The organism is Streptomyces sp. NPDC096205 (assembly GCF_044763135.1).
In the GTDB taxonomy this organism is placed as follows: Bacteria; Actinomycetota; Actinomycetes; order Streptomycetales; family Streptomycetaceae; genus Streptomyces.
Map to the genome: position 1 here is coordinate 293436 of NZ_JBIWFS010000010.1, position 19462 is coordinate 312897.

Genomic DNA, 19462 nt, shown 5'->3' on the forward strand with positions numbered 1-19462 from the left:
TTCGGGCGTCACTGGTGGGAGCGCTTGACCTGGTCGTAGACCCATGCGTAGGTCTGTTCCAGTCCGTCGGTCAGAGAGACGGAGGGTTCCCAGCCGTAGATCTCGCGGATCAGGGTGTTGTCGGAGTTGCGGCCGCGCACGCCCTGGGGGGCGTCCAGCCGGTAGCTGCGCTCGCAGCGGATGCCGGCGATCTGCTCGACGATGTCGACGAGTCGGTTGATGGTCACCAGCTCCGAGGAGCCGAGGTTGACCGGTTCGCCGCTGTCCCCGTTCATGATCATCTGGGTGCCGTGCAGGCAGTCGTCGATGTACATGAAGGAACGGGTCTGCAGGCCGTCGCCCCAGATCTCGATGCGGTGGTCGCCGGAGAGCACCGCCTCGGCCACCTTCCGGCACACCGCGGCGGGAGCCTTCTCCCGGCCGCCGTCCCACGTGCCGTGGGGGCCGTAGACGTTGTGGTAGCGGGCGACGCGGGTGAGGAACCCGTAGTCCTCGGTGTAGTGGCGGCACATGCGCTCGGAGAAGAGCTTCTCCCAGCCGTAGCCGTCCTCGGGCTGCGCCGGGTAGGCGTCCTCCTCGCGCAGGGCGGTGACGTCCGGGTCGGTCTGCCTGGCGGCGGCGTAGACGCAGGCGGAGGAGGAGTAGAAGTAGCGCTCCACCCCGGCCTCTTGCGCGGCCTGCAGCATGTGCGTGCTGGTCAGGACCGACATCATGCAGGCGGCCTTGTTGTTCTCGATGAAGCCCATGCCGCCCATGTCGGCGGCCAGCATGTACACCTGCCGGGCGCCCCGCACGCCCGCCCGCGCGTTCTCCAGGAGCGACAGGTCGGCGATCACGTTCTCCGCGGCGTCGTGGACCTGGTACCACTCGTCCCGGGGCTTGATGTCGATGGAGCGGACGGTCAGCCCCTGGGCCAGGAGCGAGCCCACGAGATGCCCCCCGATGAATCCCCCACCACCGGCGACGACGACGTCGACCTGCTTGCCCATGCGCAACTCCTTTGTCCGAAGATCGGATGGTCCGGTGTGACCAAGGAATGCACATTTGTCCTGTTTATCTGTAAATGGCACGCCGTCCGACGTCCCCGCATCACCCGATGACGGTGCTGTGCGGACGGCCGCGTGGAGCCTCCCGGATTCGCGCGCGCCTGTACGGATTGGCAGGATTCAGGCGTTATAACCCTGTTGATGAACTTTCAGGCGAAAAACCCGACTGGCGAAGACTGTCGGCAGGGAGAGGTTCCCGTTCGCAGTGTGGCCGCGGTCTCCCTCTGGGCCGTGGTCCTCCTGGTCCTGCTACCGGGGCTGATCCTCCAGTCGGACGGCGCGCACCTGTCGGTCGCACTCGCCGTGCAGGGCGTGGTGCTGGTGCACACCGGTGTGGCCCTCGTCCGCGTGCTCACCGCGACGACGGTGCAGCTCGTCGCCCTCGGCTTCTGGGTCTTCGCCTACATCTGGCTCGGCCTCGCACCCCTGGCGCAGCTCGCCACCGACGCCTTCCCATGGTCCTACCGGGCCGGCGAGGGGACCGCCCTCATTGCCGTGGCCGTCATCGAAGTGGGGCTTCTCGCGCACAGTGCGGGGACCGCCGTCGCCGCCCGCCGGGAGCGCACCCGCGCGGCCAGGTCCGCCGCCTGCTCGCCGGGGCCGGTGGAACGGCTGCTGTCCCGTCGCCTCGCGCCCTGGCGCCTGCTGTCGCTGTGCGGGCTCGCCCTCGTCCTGGCGGTCCTGCTCGTCCCCGGCCAGCCAGGGGGCCTCGCCGCGTACTTCACGAGCCGTCAGGCGCTGCGGGAAGCGGGCTCCGCCGACGGTTCGGGCGACGCCTTCCTGTCGGTCCTACGCAGCTGGTGCCTTTCCGTGCCCGCGCTCTGGGCCCTGCTGGGCCTGCTGCACGTACCGCGCGCGCCCGGCGGAGACCGTCTGCTGCGCACCGCCCGCCACCTGCTGCTGCCGCTGCTCTTCGCCCTGAACGTCGTCGTCAACAACCCCGTCAGCAAACCGCGGTTCTGGTTCGGCACCATCGTGCTGACCCTGTTGTTCGCCATGCCCCGGCTGTGCCGGCCCCGCGCCTTCCGCGTCATCGCGGCCACGCTCATGACGACCGTGCTGCTGGTCTTCCCGTACAGCGACTACTTCCGCTACAGCGACCGGGAGCAGTTCACCGTCGTCTCCCTCTCCGCACAGTTCACCACCAACGGCGACTACGACGCCTTCCAGCAGGTGCAGACCGGCATCGACTTCGCGCGGGGCCAAGGGTTCTCACCGCAGGACGTGCTGGGTCCCGTGCTGTTCGCGGTCCCGCGCTCGGTGTGGCCGGACAAGCCGGGGGACACCGGCATCGCCCTGGCCCAGTACGCCGGCTACGACTTCGTCAACCTCTCCGCCCCCCTGTGGATCGAGAGCTACCTGTGGGCCGGCCCGCCCGCCGTGGCCGCCGTGTTCTTCCTGCTCGGCGCGATCGGACGGCGTCTGGACGACGTACACCACCGGCTCCGCGACCGGGCGGGCACCCTCGCGACGCTTCTGGTCCCGGCTCTGGCCTTCTACCAGATGATCTTTCTGCGCGGCAGTCTGCTCGGGATCGTGGGCCCGCTGGCGCTGCTGGTGACCGTTCCCCTGCTCATCACCACCCCCGCCGCCCGCGCACCCCGGCTTGTCCCGTCGGCGCCGCCGACCGCACCCACCCGACCCGCACAGCTCCCCGCGACAGGAGGGCCCACGTGACCGCCCCCATCCACTCCTACGACCGGTACGACGAGCCGGACCAGCTACGCGACCAACTGCGCCGACTCCTGCGCCACCGCGCCGTCATCGCCCTGGGCGTCGCCCTGGGACTCCTGGGCGGCGCCGTCCTGGCCCTGTCCGGCGCACACACCTACACCTCGACCAGCGAAGTCCTCGTACGCTCCACCGCCGACCCCTACGGCATGGTCAGCGTCTCCGCCGACAACCAGGTCAGCATGGGCACCGAGCGGCAGATCGCCGCCAGCGCCGCGGTCGCCGTCCGGGCGGCCCGCATCCTGGGGCAGGCCGACAGTGCGGCCGCACTCGAGGACGATGTGCGGATCACCAATCAGACGAAGTCCCAGGTCCTGCGCTTCGAGTTCACAGCCGGCACCCCGACTCGCGCGGCGCGCGGCGCCAACGCCTTCGCCGAGGCCTACCTCGCCGACCGCAAGGCCCGTAACGAAGCCGCCGCACGGCGGGCCACCCGCAGTGTGGAGCAGCAGATCAAGACGGTGGAGGCGGCGAAGAAGCAGAACAAGGAGGACGAGGTCACCAAAGCGGTGCAGAGCCAGCTGGACACGCTGCAGGAGCGCATCGTCGAGATCAACTCCCGGGACACCGACGGAGGTGACATCGTCCGCCGCGGCGAGGCGCCGGCCCGGCCCTCGGGGCCCGGCTGGCCGACCCTGCTCACGCTGGGACTGGCGGCCGGACTGGCCCTCGGCATCCTGCTGGCCTGGCTGCACTCGGCCCTCGACACCCGGGTCCGGTCGGCGGCGGATGCCCGGGCCGCGCTGGGCGGCCCCGTGCTCGGTCTGCTGCCCCGCAGGCGCGACGAGCACGAGGACGACGCCCTGCTGACGGTCGGCCACCGCGGCGGTGACCGGGCCGAGACCCTGCGCGCCCTGGCCTACCGCCTGCGCCGCTCCGGCACGCCCGCCGACACCGGCCGGATCCTCGTCGTGGCCCCCCGCCGCGACGCCGCCACCGAGGGCGTAGCCGTGAACCTGGCCGCGGCCTTCGCGGAGTGCGGCGAGGAGGTGCTGCTGGTGGACACCGACCCCGACACTCCCTCGCTCACTACCCGGCTGCCGCTGCTCCCGGACGACGCCCGCACACCCGCGGAGGACGACCTGCCCCAAGGGAGCGTCCTCGTCGACGCCGGCACCGCCGGGCGGTTCGCCTGCTGCTCCACCGGCGGCAGCGGTTCGCCCGCCCCGGCCGGCGTGTCCGCCACCGTCGACCGGCTGCCGACCGGCTTCGACGCCCGTACCGCGGTCGTCGTCAGCCGGCCGCTCCTGGACCACGCGGACGCTCTGGCCATCGCCCAGCGCGTCGACGCCGTCCTGCTGGTCGTCGCCCTCGACACCACCCGGCGGGACGATCTCCAGCGGGTGCGCGAGCTGATCGACTGTTCCGGCGGCACCCTGCTCGGCGCCGTGCTGGACGCCGGTCACCGGCCCGGACGTCTGCGTGGCCTCCTGCGGCGCCGGCCGGGGAGCGCCGAGGAGGCGGAGGCCACCACGCCGGTCGTGGAGCTTCCCGCGCAGGACGACACCCTCTCGGCCTCTCGCGGGTGACCGCCCCGGAAGCGACCGCCCCCGCCCCGAACAGCGTGGCCGCCGCCGCGCGAGGCGGGTGGTGGGGGGCGGCCGGTTCGGCGACCAATGCCGTCCTCGCCTTCGTCTTCGTCGGCCTGATCACCCGTGCGCTCGGAGCGCAGGGAGCAGGAGCGGTCTTCACGGGCGTGGCCCTGTTCACCATCCTCAGCCACACCTGCAAGCTCGGCGCCGACACCGGGCTCGTCCGCTTCGTCTCGCGCGACATCGCGGTGGGTGGTGGGCGCTCGGTGGGCGGTCTGCTGCGCGCGGCCCTCGTGCCCGCGGTCGTAGCCAGTACGGCGGCCGCCCTCCCCCTGCTGCTGTGCCCCGCGGTGGCCACCACGCTCCTGCCGCATCTGCGGCCGGCCGACGCGATCACTCTGGTACGGCTCTTCGGGCTGTTCCTGCCCCTCGCCACCGTGGGACTGGTCCTGCTCGGCGCCAATCAGGGCCACGGCACCGTGGTGCCGTTCGTCGGCGTCGAGCAGATCGGCAAACCCGTGCTGCGGCTGCTGATCGCCGTCCCCGTGGCCGTGTACGCGCCGGGCATGCTGCCCATGGCCGCCGCCTGGCTGCTGCCCGCCCTGGCCGGCACCGTGGCCGCGTGGCTGGCCCTGCGCCACTGCCGCGCCGCCCGCGGCACCACGTATCCGGCCGTCCGCGGAGCCGTTCCCTGGCGTGCCTTCTGGAGCTTCGCGGCACCCCGCGCGGTGTCGTCCGTGTTCGACTTCAGTGCGGTGTGGGTCGGCGTCATCCTGCTCTCCGCGCTGGCCACCAGCGCCGACGCGGGCGTCTACACCGCCATCGGCCGCGTCGTCACGGCGGGCACCCTGCTGCAGCTGGCCGTCCGGCTCGCCGTGGCGCCACAGATCAGCCGGCTGCTCGCCGTCGAGCAGATCGCCGAGGCGCGCCATCTGCACCGGGTGTCGACGTGCTGGGTCGTGCTCTTCTCCTGGCCGCTGTTCGCCGTCGTCGCCGGCTTCCCGGGGACGGTGCTGTCGGTGTTCGGTCCGGAGTTCGTCCAGGGCGCGCCCGCCCTCGTCGTGCTGTGCGGCGCCTCGATGGTCAACGTCGCGGTGGGCAACGCCCAGACCGTGCTGCTGATGTCCGGCAGGAGTTCCTGGCATCTGGCCGTCACCGGGGCGGCGTTCGCGGTGCAACTGACGATCGGGCTGCTCACCGTGCCGAGGTGGGGGGTTCTGGGTGCCGCCCTGTCCTGGGGGGCGGCCATCGTCGTGGAGAACCTCTCGGCCGCCCTCCTCATCCGTTTCCGGCTCGGGTTCACGACCGTGGACCGCGGCTACACCGTCGCTCTTTGCGCCGGACTCGCCGTGTCGGTGGTGCTGGCGGCCGTGCGCTCACTGACCGGTGACACCACGTCAGGACTCGCCGCCGGGATGACCTTGGGAATGTGCGTATTTGCTACTAGTTTGTGGTGGTATCGCAGGCCGCTGGGAGTGAGCGAGCTGGTCGGAGTTCTGCGCCGTCGCGCTGCGTGAGCCCAGACAGGGACGTACCGTCCGGGCTCAGCAGGTGTGTGTCATTCCCCGCGTGTCGCCCACACCACTGCCATCCGGGATGTCCATTGCGCCTGAGAAAGCTCCCGCCGAGGGCGGCCACCACTGCGGTCGCCGCCGCCCTCCTGTGCTCCGCCGCCCTGTTCCGTCCCACTCCCGCCCTGGCCGCCGGCGAGGCCGGGGCGGCGTTCACCGCCGATCCGCTGACCACGTGGCAGACGAACGGCATCGTCTGGTCGCTGGCGTATGCCCATGGTGTCGTCTATGTCGGGGGAACCTTCGACTCGGTGCGGCCGCCGGGCGCGGAGCCCGGCGTCCAGGAGGTCCCGCGCCGCAACTTCGCCGCGTTCGACGCGGCGACCGGAGCCCTGCTGCCCTGCGCGCAGTCGTTCACCGGAGGAGCGGGAACCGTCCGCGCCCTCAAGGCCTCACCGGACGGGCGTGTGCTGTACGTGGGCGGCTCCTTCAGCCGTGTCGGATCGACCGGCGTGGCGAGTGCCGTCGCCCTGAACACGGCCGACTGCTCCCTGCGCAAGGACTTCCGGCCGGCGGTGTCCGCGACCGTCCGGGCGATCGACGCCACGGATCGCACGGTCTATCTCGGCGGTGACTTCCGCCGGGTCGACGGCCAGATCAGGCAGCACATCGCCGCCTTCACCCCCAAGGGCGCCCTGCGGACGTTCCGGGCCGACGTCGACGCCTCGGTGCGCGCCCTGTCGGTGGTGCCCTCGCGCGAAAAGCTCTACGTCGGCGGGGACTTCGAGCGGGTCGACGGCCACCGGGCCCGCTCGCTGGCCGCCCTGAACAGCACCAGCGGGGCCCTCGTGCGCTCCTACCCGGGCTGGTTGCCGCCCCGGTCGGTGGTGAAGTCGATCGCGCAGGACGGCACCCGCTTCTACGTGGGTGCCGAAGGCCACGGCTGGGGCATCTTCGACGGCCGTATCGCGGGCCGCCTGGACGACGACAGCATGGTGTGGAAGGACTCCTGCCTCGGCGCCACGCAGGCCGTTCTGCCGTACCGCGGCGTCCTCTACAGTGCCTCGCACGCTCACGACTGCAGCCAGACGCCGGGCGGGTTCCCCGACCGGCAGGACCGTCAGCACCTGCTGGCCCAGTCGCCCCAGGACAGCAGCATCCTGCACTGGTTCCCCGACACCAACGAAGGGATCGGGGAACAGGTGGGACCGCGCGCGCTGGCGGTCGGCCGTGGAGTCATCTGGGTGGGCGGAGAGTTCACCCGGGTCAACGGCGCACCGCAGCAGGGCCTCACCCGCTTCGGCTCCGGTCCCGACACCGGGGCACCGGCGGTTCCCGCCCTCTCGCTCTCCGCGCAGCAGTCCGGACAGGTCACCCTGCGCTGGAAGGCCTCGTGGGACCGGGACGACGCCTCACTCACCTACCGGCTCTACCGGAACGACCGGCTGATCTCCACGCAGCAGCGGTCGTCCACCTACTGGGACCGCCCGTGGATGAGCTTCACCGACTCCGTGGCCGCCGGCAGCCGTCAGAAGTACCGGATCGCGGTGACGGACGGGACCAACACCTCCATGAAGTCCGAGCCGTTGCAGGTGACCGTGCCCGCGAAGGCGACGACCGTTGCGAGTGCCCCATGGACATGACCCGCATCGGATTCGCGCCCGGCGTCTACGACCTGTTCCACGTCGGCCACCTCAACATCCTGCGCCAGGCGCGCCGGCACTGTGACCGCCTCATCGTCGGGGTCACCACGGACGACCTCGTACAGCACCTCAAGGGCAGACCCCCGGTCGTCCCGTTCGCCGAGCGCCTGGAGATCGTCAGCAACCTGCGTTGCGTCGACGTGGCCGTCGCCGAGTCGGAGGAGGACAAGCTGGAGACGTGGAAGCGGATCGGTTTCCACGTCATCTTCAAGGGCGACGACTGGCGGGGAACGCCCAAGTGGGTGGAGCTGGAACGGCGTTTCGCACGGGTCGGTGTCGAGGTCGTCTACTTCCCCTACACCATGCACACCTCCAGCACGCTGCTGCGCGACTCCCTGGAGCTGCTCTCCCGGCACCCGCGCACGGAGTTCCCCTCAGCGCAGCTCGCGGAACCACTTGACCAGGAAGGCCGCCATGAACAGGAGGTGGGCCAGCAGCAATGTGCAGTAGACGGAAAGGAAGACGTGCTGGCTGCCAAGGAATAGGAAGCTGACGCAGGTCACGCCGTAGTCGACCGGCAGCAGCAACACGGACCGCAGGGCCGGTACGGGCTCCGCGGGCATCGGGGCCGCCGGCCACGGGGGCGCCGTTCGCCGCTTGAGCTGCTCCGTGAGGATCCCGGCGAAGAAGATGACCACGGCCGCCAGCTCGAACAGCATCGGGGCCAACAGGAAGACCTGGCTGGGCAGGGAGAAGAAGCGGTAGAACGACACCAGCACGACCAGGTGCACCGTGACCAGTTTGACGCAGTCCAGCACATGGTCCAGCCACTCACCGGACGGACTGCCCGAGCGCTGCGTGCGGGCGAGCTGTCCGTCCGCCGCGTCGAGGGCGAACCCGACGGCCAGGGCCGCACAGACGCAGACCGACAGCCCCGGACCGGGTCGCACCAAGGCCACGGCGGCCAGGGCGGGAAAGGTGAACAGGGCACCGAGCACTGTCAGTTGATTGGGAGTCGCCCCGGCACGGTAGGCCAGCGCCGCCAGGACGCGGCCGGCCGGACGGTTGACGAACAGGGTGTAGACCGACACACCCTTCGCGGGCTTCTGCGCGGCCGACATATGCCGGAGCACCTCAACGAACCCGGTCATGTCCCTCCTTGACGATGAAAGCGCTGAACAGCGAACAAAAGTGCTTAAAGGGTTGGAAGGGATGAAACAGGTGGAAAGAAGGAGATTATGACAGAGTGGGGAGGTTCGATGTCGCGTGTCACCCGTCGGCATCTTCTGCGTGGCGGCGCCTCGTTGCTGACCGCGACGGCCTTGTCCACCCGCAGCGCGCGCGCCCTCCCGCGCACGTCGGCCAAGCCGGACACCGTGGTCAACGTGGCCGATCTGGGCGCGGTGGGCGACGGGCGGACCGACGACAGCGCAGCCTTCGAGATCGCCTACTCGTTCGCCGCCGCACGGGTCTCCGAGGGAGCCGGCCGTGTGGTGATCGAGATCCCCGCCGGCGAGTTCCTCATCACCCGCCCGCACGCGCTGCTGAACGGTGTCGCTCCCTCGCAGCCCGCGAGCGGCCTGCGGTTCTCCGGCGCGGGCCGCCGTATGACCAGTCTCGTCTTCCGCCCCAAGACCGGCCCGGGCTCCTATCTCTGCCGGAACGAGGACGTGTGGTCGAACATCTCCTTCGAACGCATGCAGTTCAACTCGGCCACACCGGGCGCCTCCTTCTTCAACTCGTACTCGACCGGGCAGGCGCAGGACTACCGGTTCTCCGAGTGCGAGTGGATGGGGGAATGGGAGTACGGGCTCGCCCTGAGCGGCACGGACACCAACTCGGAGATGCGGTGGGAGGCCTGCCGGGTCGGCGGCCGCTATCGCCGGGCGTTCCTGTACTCCGGGCTGACGCGGGACGGACAGCAGGACCCGAACGACCAGGACCAGTTCCTCAACTACTGGTTCACCGACATGAAGGTCGAATACGAGTGGGGCAATTTCCTGGAGTTCCCCTACGGCGGTTCCATCACGTGCCGGGGCGGCTCCTACATCATCACGGACAGACGTCCCAAGAGCACCCCGGAGTACGGCACCACCAGCACGTTCTTCCGCTTCCCCGTCGCCGAGCACCACGACTCCGTGCAACGGTTCCACGCCCAGGACATCCGCTTCGAGGTGCGCAACCCAGACGTGGTCGTCATCGACTGCAGATGGAACGGCGGCATCGTCCACTTCAGCGACTGCGACGACACCGGGCTCGCCTACCAGGACTTCTCCAACGATGTCCGCTCGCACCGCTACGCCGTGGGCCCGCGCGGGCCGCTGATCCGCTACGACTCCTGCCAGTTGGTGGGCCGGCACGAATACCGGTCGGTCACCGCGACGGACCCCCTCCCGGTCCGCGCCCGCTACGACATGTGTCTGCTCCGCAGCCATACGGCAGGTGACTTCGCGGTCGACGACGGCACGGGCCGGGTCCCCTTCGTCCAGTTCGTCAACTGCATCGACGCCGCCGTCACGGACGACTCGCCCGCGCCGACGCTCCCCTCCGCCTCGCCTACGACCTCTCCCTCCGCCCCGCCTCCGAGCCTGACCCCTACGCCGGCCACGTGACAACTTCGGCCACCCGAACACACCGACGCCGGTCAGGTGGGCCGCTCCTGCCGGCAGCGCACGCCTTCCTGCCCCGGCGTACTCCGTCCGCGCCCACCGGCGCGGCAGCGGGTCACCCGTGGGAGGGACTTCTCGGCGCCGGTGGACCTACGACGGACGATTCGGCGCACAAGCTCACTGGCATCCGCAGTCCCGACGCCGGAAACAGCCCGTCAGCAAGATGGACCGATCCCGGTGGCCATTGCTTCAGGGGGCGCCTGATACTCCAGAAAAGAGGCATTGCCACGCTCCGGCCCAGGCCCTTTCACCGGGCTCACCACGGTGCGGCGCAGCGATGAGCACCCCCTCGTACCGCAGTCGGCCGCGCCGTTTCCCCGGAATCACGCGGCCGCGCCACCACAGGAAAGGCATCAGGATGTCACGCTTGGCGCATTCGGCGCTGCCTCGGGTTCGTCCGGGCATGGCCGCGCTCTCCGCCGTCGCCGCCGTCATGGCCCTCGGTCTGTCGGGGCCGCCCGCGACGGCCGCGGAACCGCCCTCCGTTCCCCGGGCGAAGGGCGCACCGTCAGGGATCAGCACGCTCGCGGACGGTCTGACGACTCCCTGGGGGATTTCGTTCCTCCGGGGCCACAAGGCGGCGCTGGTGACGGAACGCGACACCGCCGTGGTCTGGAAGATCACCCTCGACGGCGCCAAGCAGAACGTCGGCACGGTGCCGAACGCGGTGTGGAGCGAGGAGACGCAGGACAAGGGCGGCCTTCTCGGTGTCGCGGTGTCACCGACCTGGAACGGCACGACCGACCAGGACGTGTTCTTCATGGAGACCACACTCGAGGACAACCGGGTGGTCAAGATGAAGTTCGACGGCACCCGGCTGAGCGGTTACACCCCCGTCCTGACCGGAATCACCCGGGACAACCAGCACAACGGCGGAAAGATCGCCTTCGGGCCCGACGGGTATCTGTACGTCACCACTGGTGACGCCTCGCAGAAGAAGCTGGCGCAGGACAAGACGTCGCTGAACGGAAAGATCCTGCGCATCACCAAGAACGGTGCGGCGGCTCCGGGAAACCCGTTCGGCACACGCGTCTACAGCTACGGTCACCGCAACCCCCAGGGACTGGCCTGGGACAGCGCCGGACAGCTGTGGTCGACCGAGATCGGCGCGGAGGCCTGGGACGAACTCAACCTCGTCGAGCCGGGCGGGAACTACGGCTGGCCGACCTGTGAGGGCTCCTGTTCCGTCGCGGGTATGACGAACCCGAAGATGGTCTGGGACCCCGACGAGGGAGGCGTGCCCGCCCAGATCGCGGTGGTCGACGACGTGGTCTACGCCTCTACGCTGAGCGGCCGCCGGCTGTGGCGCATTCCGATCGACGCGACCGGCGAGGACGTCGGGCCCGCGACAGCCCACTACAACGGCGCCTACGGCCGGTTGCGCGCACTGGCCAAGGTTCCCGGCGCCGACCAGCTGTGGCTGGGCACGAGCGACCGCGGCGAGGAGGACGACCTCATCCTCAAAGTGACCGTCGAAGAATAACCGTCGACCGAAAGGCTCCTCCCGCACCCGGGAGGCGAACACCCCTCGCCGAAAGGAAGGTACGCACCATGAACGAAGCCGTCGAACAGGCCGAGCAGCCCAGCCGGGCAACCTCCGAGGAGACCGACCGCACCGCCTGGCAGAGTCCCGGGTACGCGGTCGTCGACACCGCGCTGGAAGTCACCGCCTACTCCCTCAGCGTCCGCTAGCCGCCGTCATGCTGCTGCAGGTGCTCGGTACCGCGGCCGGCGGCGGCATCCCCCAGTGGAACTGCGCGTGCCCCGGGTGCTCCGGGGCACGCGCCCACCCCGGGAGGCGCCGCCGACACGCCTCGCTGGCCGTCCGTGCCGGCGAGGGCCGCTGGTACCTCGTCAACGCCACCCCCGACATCGCCGACCAGATCGAGGCCCACCCGGAACTCCACCCCGGTCCCGGGCCCCGGCAGACACCGGTCGCCGGAGTCGTCCTCACCGATGCCGAACTCGACCACACGCTGGGAATCGGACGGCTGCGCGAGGCGGACGGCCTGGAGATCCTCGCCACTCCCCCGGTCCGCGAGGCGGTGGAGGCCCGACTCGGTCTCGGCACGGTCCTCGGCCCGTACACCACCCTGAGCTGGCGGGAGCTGCGGACCCGGGGGACTCAGCCGCTGCACACCGACGCGAGCGGCCCTGACGGATCCGGCGTACGGATCAGCGCCGTGCCCGTCTCCGGCAAGCGCCCGCGCTACGCCGCCGACGCCCCCGAGGACGACGCCTGGGTCGTCGCGCTGCGCCTGTACGACCCGGTCACCGGCCGGACCGCCCTGTACGCCCCTGCCGTGGCCACTTGGTCCGACGCGCTGCACCAGGCCGCCGCCGAGGCCGACTGCGTCATCGTCGACGGCACGTTCTGGGACGAGGAGGAACCCCGCCGCACCGGCATCTCCTCCCGCACCGCCACCGGCATGGGGCATCTGCCCATCGACGGACCGGACGGCACCGCCGCCGTCCTCGCCTCGCTGCCCGCCCGCTGCCTCTACACCCACCTCAACAACACCAACCCCCTCGTCGACCCCGCCGCGCCGCAGCACAAACGGCTCGCCCGGCTGGGCCTCGAGGTGGCCGACGACGGAATGGTGATCGAGCTGTGACCACGACACTCGCCCCGCCGGCGAAGCCCTGGAGCCGCGCGGAGTTCGAGGACCGCCTGCGCACGGTGGGCCAGGACCGGTACCACGACCGCCATCCCTTCAACATCCGCATGCACCAGGGCGGCCTCGGCCCGGAGGAAGTGCGCTGCTGGATCGCCAACCGCTTCCACTACCAGCGCCACATCCCGGTCAAGGACGCGCTGATCCTCGCGAAGCTGGACTCCTCGCGGCTGCGCCGCATGTGGCTGCGGCGGATCGAGGACCATGACGGTCGTGCCGACGGCGAGGGCGGCATCGAGCGCTGGCTGCGGCTCGGCGAGGCGGCCGGCCTGGAGCGCGAGACGCTGTTGTCGGGCGAGACCGTGCTGCCGGGTGTCCGGCTGGCCGTGGAGGGCTACGTCAACTTCTGCCGCCTCCGCTCCCCCCTGGAGGCCGTCGCCGCCTCGCTCACCGAGCTGACCGCTCCCGATCTCATGCAGCTGCGGATCGAGGCGTTCGAGCGCCACTATCCCTGGATCGCGCCGGACGGGCTCGCCTACTTCCGCGCCCGCGTCGACCAGGGCCGGCGTGACAGTGCCGAGGCGCTGGACCTCGTCATGGAGTGGGCCCGGACCCGCGAGGACCAGGAGCGGGCAGTGGCCGCGCTCTCCTTCAAGTGCGATGTGCTGTGGTCCCTGCTCGACGCCGTCCAGCAGTACGCGGGAAGGCCCGGGCAGGAAGAGCTGGCACAGGGTCGGGACGACGTACGGGAGCGCGTGTGATGCCGCGGAGCGCGGACCCGTGGCGCCCGGCGCTCGCCCCCGCGCTGATGCTGCGGCACGACGCCGTACGCGGCACAGACCTGCTGGTCCTGCCGGAACGCGTGGTCGTCCTCCAAGGGCATGGCGGCACGGTCGTCGGCCTGTGCGACGGCACGCGCACGGTGGCCGGGATCGTCGGCGAGCTCACCGAGCGCTTCCCCGGCGCACCGGTGGCCGACACCGTCCCCGCCTTCCTCGACAGCCTGCGGCAGGAGGGCTGGCTGACGTGACCGCCGCCGTGAACCCCGCGTCCGCCGAGCAGCCCGCACCCCCTTGGGCCCTGCTCGCCGAACTCACCCACGCCTGCCCGCTGCACTGCCCGTACTGCTCGAACCCGCTGGAACTGGCCCGTCGCTCCACCGAGCTGAGCACCGACGAGTGGGCCGACGTACTGCGTCAGGCCGGCGAACTGGGCGTCGTACACACGCATCTTTCCGGTGGCGAGCCGCTGCTGCGCCCGGACCTGGAGCGGATCGTGGCCGCCGCCGAGGCCGCCGGCATCTACACGCAACTGGTCACCAGCGGCACCGGCCTGGACGAAGCCCGGCTCGCCGCTCTCACCGCGGCCGGGCTGCGCAGTGTCCAGCTGTCCGTCCAGCACGCCGGCCCCCTGGCCAACGACCGCATCGCCGGACGCCCGGCCTCCTTTTCCGCCAAGGAGCGGGCCGCGACGCTCGTCCGCCGGGCCGGGATTCCGCTCGGCCTGAACGTCGTGCTGCACCGCGACAACCTCGACTCCGTCGACGCCCTCATCGAGCTGGGCCTGACCTGGGGGGCGGACCGCATCGAGCTGGCCAACGCGCAGTTCTACGGCTGGGGCCTGCTCAACCGGGCCGCGCTGCTGCCCACCCGCGAGCAACTGGCCGGCGCCCGGGAGACCGTGGAGCGCCGCCGGGAGCAACTCGCCGGGCAGATCGAGCTGGTGTGGGTCGTCCCCGACTACTTCGACGGCGTGGCCAAGCCCTGCATGGGCGGCTGGGGAGCGGTCTCGCTCACCGTCGCGCCGGACGGGACGGTGCTGCCCTGCCCGGCAGCCGCCTCCGTGCCGGACCTTCACCCGCCCAACGTCCGCGACCGCGAGCTCGCCTGGATCTGGAAGCACTCCCCCGCCTTCAACCGCTTCCGCGGCACCGACTGGATGACGGGCCCCTGCCGGGGCTGTCCCCGCCAGGAGGAGGACTTCGGCGGCTGCCGCTGCCAGGCGTTCGCCCTCACCGGCGACGCCGCCCGCACCGATCCGGCGTGCGCGCTCTCCCCCGACCACCACCTGGTCCGCGAGCCGGCCGACGACAGCGGGTCCGAGACACCGCCGTACGTCTACCGCCGCCCCGGGGCCGTACCGGCTCCGGGCCGGCCCCTGCTCGGCCGCGGCCTTTTCCACCGCGACCCGGGCCTGCCCCCGCGCACCCGTCCGGCGGCCGACGACAGCCCTGGTGGTGGCCAGGCTCAAGGTGGGGCCAACTTCCCCCAGGACAGGGCCCGGTGAGCCGCCGCCCTAGCCATGTTTGAGAAACTGCTGACCTGCTTGTCTGGCCGTCCGGGGAAGTCTCGGGCGGCCATCCAGATGGTGAAGACGTCCGTCGCTGCTGCGCGGCGTTTGCGGTGGCCGGCCTGGTCAGCCGGTTCCGGGATGGTGCTGCGGATCCCGCTCTTGCGTAAGAAGCCCAGTTCTAAAGCACGGCCTTAGGGGTTTCCACCGGCTACGTCGGGCGGGATGAGGGTGCGGCGGATGGCGGCGGCCGTCGTGGTGTGGGCCTCGGCCGACGCATCGTCGCCTCGGGCGGTGGCCAGGGCGGCCAGCGCGTCGTGGGTTTGGGCCTCGCCCGTCGGGTTGTTGACGGCCCGATGGAGAGTCAGGGCGTCCTCCAGGTAGGTGGCGGCCTCCTCGTGTCGCCGCTGCTCACGCGCGATGCCGCCCAGCGCGGTCAGCGCGAAGGCCTGGCCGAAGCGGTTGCCGGCCCGCTGGTGGAGCAGGATGGCCTCCTGGAAGCGCGTCACCGCCGAGTCCAGATCCCCGTCTGCCCGGGCGACGTGGCCGAGCCCGCGCAGGGCGTAGGCCAGGCCGATGCCGTCGTCCGCCCGCCGCTGGAGCTCCACCGCCTCCCCGAACAGGGCCCCGGCCCGGCCGAGGTCCCCGCGCGCCCGGGCCACGTGCCCCAGGCCGGTCAGCGCGTACCCCTGGCCCGCCAGGTCGTCCGCGGCGCGGGCCAACCGCAGGGCGGCCTCGAAGTGCCTGGTCGCCTCCTCGTGCTCGCCGCGCGCCCGGGCGACCTCACCGAGCCCGCGCAGCGCGTCGCTCTCCCCAGCCGGATCTCCGGCCGCCGCCAGCAGCCGGGCCGCCTGCTCGAATTGGGCGACCGCCTCCTCGTAACGGAGCCGGTCCCTTGCGATGTCCCCCAGTCCGGTCCGCGCCCGGCCCTGTCCCGCCTCGTCCCCGGCGCGTTCGGCCGCCGCCAGGATGTCCGCGTAGAGCGCCTCCGCCCGCTCGTCGCGCCCCTCGACGTACAGCAGCCGAGCGGTCCGTACGGCCAGACGGCTGCCCAGTTCCCAGCCCTCGCCCAGCGCCGCGGCGGCCGCCCCGGCGAGCTCCTCGGAGGCGGCGTTCGTCCACATCCGCGCGTGGTCGGGGTTGTCGAACGGCCCGGTCCCGCCGGTGGGGGCGGCCGCCGCGTACACCAGGCCGTGCGCGATGCCGATGACGTCGTCGAGGTGCCGGTAGAGGCTGTGCCGGCCGCGCTCCACGACCTCGTCCGGGTCCTGGCCGCCGACCAGCCGGCGCGCGTACGCGAGGAACAGGTCGTGGAAGACGTACCGGTGTTGTGGGAGCGAGGTCAGCATGCTGCGCTGGAGCAGCCGGACCAGCTTCACGGTGGCGAGTTCCGCCGGCATGCCGGCCAGCGCCGCTATCGAGGCGGCGTCGAAGTCCGGGCCGGGGTGCCACACGCACATGCGTAGCACCCGCTGCAGATCGGCGCTCAGAGCGTCGTACGAGACCCGGAACGCGGCCGCCGCGTCCTGGTCGGCGTCGTCCAGTTGCTCCAGGGGGTGCGCGGCAGAGCGCATCACCCTGAGCAGCGCGCGCGGCTCCATCTCGGCGAGCAGCGCGCCCACCGGCCGCAGGGCGAGCGGAAGATGGCCGCACAGGCGGGCCAGCTCGGCCAGCTCGGCGGCCTCCTGCCCGGCCGGTTCCGCCGCCGGGCGGCCCGCCACGCGCAGCAGGAGCTCCACCGAGGCCGCCGGCTCCAACTGGTCGAGTCCGGTCCGTACGGCCGTCTCCAGTCCATCGAGGCGGTACCGGCCGGTGACCAGGACCAGCGAGCGGCCGCCGCTGGACGGACCGGGCAGCAGCGGCTCGACCTGCTTGCCGTCGCGGGCGTTGTCGAGGAGCAGCAGGACGTTCTTGTCGGCCAGCCAAGCCCGCCACAGCTGGGCCTTGGCCGGGGTGTCGGCGGGGATGTCGGACCCGCTGAACCCGGCGAGCCACAGCAGTTCGGCCAGGACATCGCCGGGCTCGCGCGGCGTGCTGCCCGGGGTGAAACCGAACAGGTCGACCTCTAGGCGGGCGTCGGTGAACCCGTCCGCCAGCCGCTCCGCCAGGGCGCGGGCCAGCGCCGACTTGCCGGATCCGCCGGGCCCGTGCAGCAGCGCGACCGCCGGCCCGCGCCGGCCGCCCACGCCGCTCACGGCGGCCTCGCAGGCGGCGGCCAGCTCCGGCAGCCGGGTGGCGTGGCCGACCAGGATGGAAGGGGGCGGCAGCAGGGTGTTCAGGACGACACCGGGCCGCGCCTGGCCGGAAGCCCCGTAGAAGTAGTTGTTCTGGACGCCCTGCCCGATGACCGCCTGCTGCGCCTGCCCGGACGCGGTCGCGTTCAACGGGCCCGCCGTCCCGCTCCCTTCGACGGTCATCGCGGTGCCTGGAAGGTGTTGTGCTGCGTCCCCTGCCCCTGGACCGCCTGCTGCGCCTGCCCGGAAGCGGTGGCGTGTACGGTCACCTGCGCCGCGGCCGCGTTCACCGCAGGCTGCTGCTGGAGGAAGTCCACCAGCTCGCGCAGCCCGTGCTCCTGCTCCGGGGAGTCCTCCAGCAGGTCCTCGAACCGGGTCTGCCAGGCCGCCGCCTGCCGCGCCGCGGCCCGCTCACCCTCCTCCGGCCGGTCCGCGGCCACCTCGGCCAGTTCCTCACGGGCCCGCTCCAGCCGAGCCTCCTGGCGAGTCGACTCCTCCGGATCACCACGTCCCAGCAGGCTGGCCGCCCGCTCGCGGCATGCCTCCCAGGCATCCGTGGCCATCGCCTGTACGAGCGAGCCGCCCGCCGCCGCGGCCAACATGCTGAGCGCCTCTACGAGCACCGTCGTCCCCCTCCGTCCACCGGACCTCAACTGGCCCTGCGGGCCGGTCCTTTCATACCATCGGCGCAGGTCCAGCCGACACTCCGGGCTCTCCTGGCCCGTGGCGTCGCCGTTGCGAGTCGCTGCCGTCAAGCCCTCGACGGCCGGTGTGCTGCGCGCCGTCGGCCGGGCGCGCGCTCGCGCCGCGACTCCGTCTTGGTCTCGGTCTCGGTCTTGGTCTCGGTCTCGGTCTCGGTCTCGGTCTCGCCGCAGGCGATCGCGATGGGCCGGTTGGTGTGGAAGCCGGAGCGGTTGAAGGCCGAGTCCAGCCATGCGGTGGCCACCGGCCTCCCTCTGGAGACCTCCACGGCTAAGTCGTCACCGCGTGATGAGTTGATGTCGGCGCGGCTTCTTCACTCCATGCCGAACCTTGATGGACTACTGTCCATGTATTCTGGACACCTGTCTAGGAAACTTGAGGCGGGACAATCATGGCGACAACAGCGAACGTGCTGGTCGGACTGGTGGCGGCGCTGCACGCGTACATCCTGGTTCTGGAGATGTTCCTCTGGGAACGGAAGCCAGGGCGCGCACTCTCCGGCTTCGACGCGGAGATGGCGCGTGCCACCGCGCCACTGGCCGCGAATCAGGGGCTCTACAACGGGTTCCTGGCCGCCGGGCTGGCGTGGGGGCTGATCGCGGCGGACCCGACCGGGTTCCGGGTCCAGATCTTCTTCCTTGTCTGCGTGCTCGTCGCCGGGCTGTACGGCGGGTTCACCGCCAACCGGCGCATCTTCGCCGCCCAGGCCCTGCCGGGGGCAGTGGCACTCGCCGCCGTACTCTTGGCCCGGTGAGAGCGGAGCAGGGGGACCCTCGCACGGCTCGGACCCGGGCCAGACTTCGCCGTGCGCTGCTGGACGAGTGCGCCGACCGCCCGCTGGCCGAGGTCAGCGTCGCCGCACTGGTCCGCCGGGCGCAGGTCGGCCGCGCAACGTTCTATCTGCACTACGCCGACCTGGAGGCGCTCGCCGTCGACGCGTGCGCCGATATCGTCCGCGAGGCCGTCGACGCCCTGCACGCATGGCGCGGGCAGCCCGATCCCAAGGTTCCGCCGCCTGCCCTGCTCGACTTCTTCGGCCGTCTCGCACCACACGCCGGGCTCTACCGCGAACTGCTGAGCCCCGGCGGCAGCGGTCCGCTCGGCCATGTGCTCCACCAGGAACTGCGTGATCGCAGCCGAGACGAGCGTGCCTTGGCCGGCGCGCCGGAGCCCGACCTTGTCGCCTCAGCGGTGGCGGCGACCTTCGCCGGAGTCGTCGCCGACTGGCTCCATGGCCTCATCGAGGCCACCCCGAGCGAGATCGCGCAGCGAGTGTGGCGTCTGCTGGTCAACCTGCACCGCACTCCCCTGACCTGACCGGCCCGGCCCGGCCCGGCCGCGGGCGTGTCCGATTGCACCTGGACCTCCCGCTCAGGAAATCGCTCCGGATGAAGGCCCCAGGCGTCAGTACGGTCAGTCCGGCTGGAGCGGGGCGCCTCCTGCGGGCCTGTCGCCGGGTTGCTCTCACATCGGCGCTCGCGCATCACTCC

The 19462-nt window shown here is 71.5% G+C and carries 19 protein-coding genes; 14 read left to right on the forward strand and 5 right to left on the reverse strand.

Going from position 1 to position 19462, the window contains the following annotated elements:
- Nucleotides 1–8: 8 nt before the first annotated feature.
- A complete protein-coding gene (locus tag ACIQ6Y_RS33330) occupies nt 9–989 on the reverse strand; it encodes an NAD-dependent epimerase/dehydratase family protein (protein WP_404044762.1) in 981 nt (326 codons plus the stop codon).
- A 264-nt stretch (nt 990–1253) separates the two neighbouring features.
- Between ACIQ6Y_RS33330 and ACIQ6Y_RS33335 the strand changes: the two genes are divergently transcribed.
- From ACIQ6Y_RS33335 to ACIQ6Y_RS33355, 5 genes are all read left to right on the forward strand, one after another.
- Nucleotides 1254–2723, forward strand: coding sequence for a hypothetical protein (locus tag ACIQ6Y_RS33335; RefSeq protein ID WP_404044764.1), 1470 nt, complete (start codon nt 1254–1256; stop codon nt 2721–2723).
- On the forward strand, nt 2720–4306 hold the full coding sequence (locus tag ACIQ6Y_RS33340) for a hypothetical protein (protein WP_404044767.1): 1587 nt from the start codon (nt 2720–2722) through the stop codon (nt 4304–4306). Before ACIQ6Y_RS33335 ends, ACIQ6Y_RS33340 begins: the two co-directional genes overlap by 4 nt.
- The gene (locus ACIQ6Y_RS33345) at nt 4303–5826 is read left to right on the forward strand and encodes an oligosaccharide flippase family protein (RefSeq protein ID WP_404044770.1); all 1524 of its coding nucleotides are present in this window, start codon (nt 4303–4305) and stop codon (nt 5824–5826) included. The genes ACIQ6Y_RS33340 and ACIQ6Y_RS33345 overlap by 4 nt, the downstream gene beginning before the upstream one ends.
- Nucleotides 5827–5912: 86 nt before the next feature.
- Nucleotides 5913–7463, forward strand: a complete 1551-nt coding sequence (locus ACIQ6Y_RS33350; protein WP_404044773.1) for a fibronectin type III domain-containing protein — start codon at nt 5913–5915, stop codon at nt 7461–7463.
- Nucleotides 7454–8008: an adenylyltransferase/cytidyltransferase family protein gene (locus ACIQ6Y_RS33355; protein ID WP_404044776.1), complete on the forward strand. Its 555-nt coding sequence runs from the start codon at nt 7454–7456 to the stop codon at nt 8006–8008. The genes ACIQ6Y_RS33350 and ACIQ6Y_RS33355 overlap by 10 nt, the downstream gene beginning before the upstream one ends.
- Here the strand turns inward: ACIQ6Y_RS33355 and ACIQ6Y_RS33360 are convergent.
- Nucleotides 7898–8614 (reverse strand): CDP-alcohol phosphatidyltransferase family protein, encoded by a 717-nt coding sequence (locus ACIQ6Y_RS33360; RefSeq protein WP_404044778.1) that lies wholly within the window; start codon nt 8612–8614, stop codon nt 7898–7900. The genes ACIQ6Y_RS33355 and ACIQ6Y_RS33360 overlap by 111 nt on opposite strands.
- 108 nt (nt 8615–8722) lie before the next feature.
- Here ACIQ6Y_RS33360 and ACIQ6Y_RS33365 point away from each other — a divergent pair, with 108 nt between their 5' ends.
- The 7 genes from ACIQ6Y_RS33365 (at nt 8723) to pqqE (ending at nt 15033) form a co-directional block, all read left to right on the forward strand.
- Complete coding sequence (locus ACIQ6Y_RS33365) at nt 8723–10075, forward strand: glycosyl hydrolase family 28-related protein (protein ID WP_404044781.1); 1353 nt, start codon at nt 8723–8725, stop codon at nt 10073–10075.
- Between the two features lie 460 nt (nt 10076–10535).
- On the forward strand, nt 10536–11615 hold the full coding sequence (locus tag ACIQ6Y_RS33370; RefSeq protein ID WP_404044782.1) for a PQQ-dependent sugar dehydrogenase: 1080 nt from the start codon (nt 10536–10538) through the stop codon (nt 11613–11615).
- A 68-nt stretch (nt 11616–11683) separates the two neighbouring features.
- The gene (gene pqqA / locus ACIQ6Y_RS33375; RefSeq protein WP_404044785.1) at nt 11684–11824 is read left to right on the forward strand and encodes a pyrroloquinoline quinone precursor peptide PqqA; all 141 of its coding nucleotides are present in this window, start codon (nt 11684–11686) and stop codon (nt 11822–11824) included.
- 8 nt (nt 11825–11832) lie between these two features.
- Nucleotides 11833–12747: a pyrroloquinoline quinone biosynthesis protein PqqB gene (gene pqqB, locus ACIQ6Y_RS33380; RefSeq protein ID WP_404044787.1), complete on the forward strand. Its 915-nt coding sequence runs from the start codon at nt 11833–11835 to the stop codon at nt 12745–12747.
- A complete protein-coding gene (gene pqqC, locus ACIQ6Y_RS33385; protein WP_404044790.1) occupies nt 12744–13508 on the forward strand; it encodes a pyrroloquinoline-quinone synthase PqqC in 765 nt (254 codons plus the stop codon). Before pqqB ends, pqqC begins: the two co-directional genes overlap by 4 nt.
- On the forward strand, nt 13508–13777 hold the full coding sequence (pqqD, locus tag ACIQ6Y_RS33390; RefSeq protein ID WP_404044792.1) for a pyrroloquinoline quinone biosynthesis peptide chaperone PqqD: 270 nt from the start codon (nt 13508–13510) through the stop codon (nt 13775–13777). The genes pqqC and pqqD overlap by 1 nt, the downstream gene beginning before the upstream one ends.
- On the forward strand, nt 13774–15033 hold the full coding sequence (gene pqqE / locus ACIQ6Y_RS33395; RefSeq protein ID WP_404044794.1) for a pyrroloquinoline quinone biosynthesis protein PqqE: 1260 nt from the start codon (nt 13774–13776) through the stop codon (nt 15031–15033). The genes pqqD and pqqE overlap by 4 nt, the downstream gene beginning before the upstream one ends.
- A 197-nt stretch (nt 15034–15230) precedes the next feature.
- Here the strand turns inward: pqqE and ACIQ6Y_RS33400 are convergent, their stop codons facing one another.
- The 3 genes from ACIQ6Y_RS33400 to ACIQ6Y_RS33410 form a co-directional block, all read right to left on the reverse strand.
- Nucleotides 15231–17453 (reverse strand): tetratricopeptide repeat protein, encoded by a 2223-nt coding sequence (locus ACIQ6Y_RS33400; protein ID WP_404044797.1) that lies wholly within the window; start codon nt 17451–17453, stop codon nt 15231–15233.
- Nucleotides 17450–17872 (reverse strand): hypothetical protein, encoded by a 423-nt coding sequence (locus ACIQ6Y_RS33405; protein ID WP_404044799.1) that lies wholly within the window; start codon nt 17870–17872, stop codon nt 17450–17452. Before ACIQ6Y_RS33405 ends, ACIQ6Y_RS33400 begins: the two co-directional genes overlap by 4 nt.
- A gap of 149 nt (nt 17873–18021) precedes the next feature.
- Nucleotides 18022–18216, reverse strand: coding sequence for a hypothetical protein (locus ACIQ6Y_RS33410; RefSeq protein ID WP_404044802.1), 195 nt, complete (start codon nt 18214–18216; stop codon nt 18022–18024).
- A 147-nt stretch (nt 18217–18363) separates the two neighbouring features.
- Here ACIQ6Y_RS33410 and ACIQ6Y_RS33415 point away from each other — a divergent pair, with 147 nt between their 5' ends.
- Together ACIQ6Y_RS33415 and ACIQ6Y_RS33420 are read left to right on the forward strand one after the other, a co-directional pair.
- Nucleotides 18364–18726 carry a DUF1304 domain-containing protein gene (locus ACIQ6Y_RS33415; RefSeq protein WP_404044804.1) on the forward strand — a complete coding sequence of 121 codons (363 nt, stop codon included), beginning with the start codon at nt 18364–18366 and terminating at the stop codon, nt 18724–18726.
- Nucleotides 18723–19289 carry a TetR/AcrR family transcriptional regulator gene (locus tag ACIQ6Y_RS33420; protein WP_404044807.1) on the forward strand — a complete coding sequence of 189 codons (567 nt, stop codon included), beginning with the start codon at nt 18723–18725 and terminating at the stop codon, nt 19287–19289. The genes ACIQ6Y_RS33415 and ACIQ6Y_RS33420 overlap by 4 nt, the downstream gene beginning before the upstream one ends.
- Nucleotides 19290–19462: the final 173 nt, after the last annotated feature.

Excerpts from the sequence above, each read along its gene's own strand:
- ACIQ6Y_RS33330 (WP_404044762.1), bottom strand. The coding sequence starts at position 989 with ATGGGCAAGCAGGTCGACGTCGTCGTCGCCGGTGGTGGGGGATTCATC.
- ACIQ6Y_RS33355 (WP_404044776.1), top strand. The coding sequence starts at position 7,454 with ATGGACATGACCCGCATCGGATTCGCGCCCGGCGTCTACGACCTGTTC.
- ACIQ6Y_RS33360 (WP_404044778.1), bottom strand. The coding sequence starts at position 8,614 with ATGACCGGGTTCGTTGAGGTGCTCCGGCATATGTCGGCCGCGCAGAAG.
- ACIQ6Y_RS33365 (WP_404044781.1), top strand. The coding sequence starts at position 8,723 with ATGTCGCGTGTCACCCGTCGGCATCTTCTGCGTGGCGGCGCCTCGTTG.
- ACIQ6Y_RS33370 (WP_404044782.1), top strand. The coding sequence starts at position 10,536 with ATGGCCGCGCTCTCCGCCGTCGCCGCCGTCATGGCCCTCGGTCTGTCG.
- pqqA (WP_404044785.1), top strand. The coding sequence starts at position 11,684 with ATGAACGAAGCCGTCGAACAGGCCGAGCAGCCCAGCCGGGCAACCTCC.
- pqqB (WP_404044787.1), top strand. The coding sequence starts at position 11,833 with ATGCTGCTGCAGGTGCTCGGTACCGCGGCCGGCGGCGGCATCCCCCAG.
- pqqD (WP_404044792.1), top strand. The coding sequence starts at position 13,508 with ATGCCGCGGAGCGCGGACCCGTGGCGCCCGGCGCTCGCCCCCGCGCTG.
- ACIQ6Y_RS33400 (WP_404044797.1), bottom strand. The coding sequence starts at position 17,453 with ATGACCGTCGAAGGGAGCGGGACGGCGGGCCCGTTGAACGCGACCGCG.
- ACIQ6Y_RS33405 (WP_404044799.1), bottom strand. The coding sequence starts at position 17,872 with ATGTTGGCCGCGGCGGCGGGCGGCTCGCTCGTACAGGCGATGGCCACG.
- ACIQ6Y_RS33415 (WP_404044804.1), top strand. The coding sequence starts at position 18,364 with ATGGCGACAACAGCGAACGTGCTGGTCGGACTGGTGGCGGCGCTGCAC.